The 3,240-nt window shown below is 72.1% G+C and carries 1 protein-coding gene; it reads right to left on the reverse strand.

Features of this window, described 5'->3' with window-relative positions:
* Positions 1-3,188 (reverse strand): SDR family NAD(P)-dependent oxidoreductase (locus AB0G04_RS44130; RefSeq protein ID WP_360996727.1); only part of this gene is annotated, 3,188 nt, incomplete at its 3' end.
* Positions 3,189-3,240: the final 52 nt, after the last annotated feature.

Raw genomic sequence — 3,240 nt, forward strand, 5'->3', positions numbered from 1 at the left:
CCGTAAGTCGCCAGCAGCGCCTGCGCCTCGATCGGGTCACCCAACCGCGTGCCCGTACCGTGCGCCTCCACCACATCCACATCGGCCGTGCTCAGGCCCGCACCGGCCAGCGCCTGCCGGATCACCCGCTGCTGCGCCGGACCGTTCGGAGCGGTAAGCCCGTTAGAGGCACCGTCCTGGTTCACGGCACTACCGCGCACCACGGCCAGGATCCGGTGGCCCAGCCGTTCGGCGTCACTACGGCGCTCGACCAGCAACATGCCGGCACCCTCGCCCCACCCGGTGCCGTCGGCGGCACCCGCGAACGACTTGCACCGGCCATCCGAGGCCAGACCGTCCTGACGGGCGAACTCCGCGAACACCTCCGGACCCGTGATCACCGTGACCCCACCGGCCAACGCCAGATCACATTCACCCGACCGCAACGCCTGCACCGCCAGATGCAACGCCACCAACGACGACGAACACGCCGTATCCACCGTCATCGCCGGACCCTCAAACCCGAACGAATACGACACCCGCCCGGAAATGACGCTGTTCGCCGTACCCGTGAGGATGTGACCGTCCGCGTCCGCGGCGGTGTACCCGGAATGCGACGCACCGACGAACACACCCACCGGAGCGCCCCGCAACGACCGCGGATCCACCCCCGACCGCTCCAACGTCTCCCACGACACCTCCAACAGCAGACGCTGCTGCGGATCCATCGCCACCGCCTCACGCGGCGAAACCCCGAACAGACCGGCGTCGAACTGCGAAGCCGTGTCCACGAAACCACCGACCTGGGCGTACGACGTCCCGGCCGGAACCCGCCACCCACGGTCGGCGGGGAACCCGGAGGTCCCGTCGGCACCGTCCGCGACGAGACGCCACAGATCCTCCGGCGACTCGACGCCGCCCGGATAGCGGCAGGCCATACCGACGATCACGATGTCGTCGCCGGCGACCGGCAGCATCGCCGGAGCCGTGACCTGCTCCGCCGTCCCACCGCCGAGCAGGTCGTGCAGGTGCCGGGCAAGTACTTCCGCGGACGGGTGGTCGAAGACGAGCGACGCCGGAAGGGCGAGACTAAGCTCCCGCTGCAGGACGTTGCGCAGGTCGACCGCTGTCAGGGAGTCGAAGCCGAGGTCGTTGAAGGCCGTTGACGGGGCGATCTCGGTGGCGTCCGCGAGATTCAGCACTGCCGCGGCGCGGACACGTACAAGGCCGAGAAGGTCCTGAACGGACCGGACCGGGCGGACGGCTTCCGTGGCCGCCGGGCTCCCCTCGTCCCGCGTTGCCTGGACCATGCCTTCGACCAGCCGGCTCGGACGTCCGGCGGTGAACGCGTCGGTGAACCGCGCCCAGTCGACGTCGGCGACGACGATTTCGGTGTCGCCGTGGTCGACGGCCCGTTCGAACGCGGTCATGGCGAGGGCCGGCGGCATCGCGGTGAGACCCCGGCGGGCGAGGTAGTCGCTTGATTCATGATCGGCGGCGAGGCCGATCTCGGCCCACGGGCCCCACGCCACGGCTGTCGCCGGCACGCCCCGGGCGTTGCGGGCGGCTGCGAGGGCGTCGAGGTGGGCGTTGGCGGCGGCGTAGGCGGCCTGCCCACCGCTGCCCCAGATGCCGGCGATCGACGAGAAGACGACGAACCGGTCAATGTCGGCCGTCACCAGCAGCTCGTCCAGGTGCACGGCGCCGAGCACCTTGCCGCTCACCACCTCGGCGTACGCGGCGGTGTCGGTGTGCTCGAGCATGAGTGAGGGGGCCACGCCCGCGGCGTGGACGACACCGTGCACCGGCACGTCCAGATCCACGGTGGCGAGAGCCGCGGCGAGCGCGTCCCGGTCGGCGACGTCGACGGCCGCCACGGTGACCCGGCTGCCGAGGGCGGCCAGTTCGGTGACGAGGGCGTCCACACCGGGAGCGTCGGCGCCGCGGCGGCTGGTGAGCAGCAGGTGCGGTGCGCCGCGCCGGGCGAGCAGCCGGGCGACCTCGGCGCCGAGCGCCCCTGTGCCGCCGGTGATGACGGTCGTGCCGCGGGGTTGCCACGGTACGGCCGTACCGCTGAGCGGCGCCGCGGCGATCCGGCGGCCGAAGACCCCGGAAGCCCGTACGGCGACCTGGTCCTCGGCACGCTGGGCGAGTACCGCCGCGAGCCGGCCGGCGGCCGTCGCGTCGATGACGTCGGGTAGGTCGACGAGTCCGCCCCACCGGTTCGGCAGTTCCAGGGCGGCGACGCGTCCCAGGCCCCAGAGCTGAGCCTGTGCCGCCCGGCGCAGCGGGTCGGAGCGGCCGATCGAGACGGCGCTCCGGGTGACGCACCAGAGCGGCGCGGTGATCGCCGCGTCGTTGAGCGCGTGGATCAGGTCGATGGTCGTGCCGATGCCGGCCGGAACCGCCGGGTGATCCGGGTCCGGCTCGTCGGCCGGCCCGGTGAGGGCGACGACGCCGGCCGGGTCCGGGTGGGCGGAGAGTTGTTCGGCGAGGCTCTCCCGGGACTGCGGGGACAGCGTGCGCACCGTGGCACCGGACCGTTCCAGGGCGTCCCGGACACCGGACGGATCCACGTTCTCCGGTACGACGAGCAGCCACTCGCCGGTGAGCTCGGCGGTCTGCAGCCCGGACAGCGGCCGCCACTCCACCCGCATCCGCCAGCTGTCTGCCGTGGTGGCCGCCTGGCTGCGGCGCCGCCAGGACGACAGCACCGGGATCATCAGGCGCAGCAGGTCGTCTTCGGCGTCGAGGACTCCGGCGAGCCGGCTGAGGTCTTCCTGCTCGACAGCCTCCCAGAAGTCGGCGTCGAACGTCCCGGCGGCGGGGGCGGCCCGGTGGCCGGGGTCGAGCCAGAAGCTTTCGCGCTGGAAGGCGTACGTCGGGAGGTCGACGACCGTGCCACGGGTGTGCGCCGCGACCGCGGCCCAGTTCACGTCGTGTCCAGCGGTGTGGAGACTGCCCAGCGCTTGGAGCAGGGTGTGGTCCTCGTCGTGGTCCTTGCGCAGTGCCGCGGCGTAGGTCAGATCCGGGGCGGTCAGCGCCGCCATCCCGGACAGCACACCCGACGGACCGACCTCGACACACCGGGTCACACCGTTGGACGCCAGCCAGGACACCCCGTCGGCGAACCGGACCGCCTCCCGCACATGCCGCAGCCAGTAGTCGGCGGTGAACTCCTCAACAGGCTCACCGGTCAGATTCGACACGATCGGAATCCGCGGCGCCCCGAACGACAAACCGTTCAGCACGGCCGCGAAG

This window comes from Actinoplanes sp. NPDC023801, from assembly GCF_040639655.1.
Classification (GTDB): domain Bacteria; phylum Actinomycetota; class Actinomycetes; order Mycobacteriales; family Micromonosporaceae; genus Actinoplanes.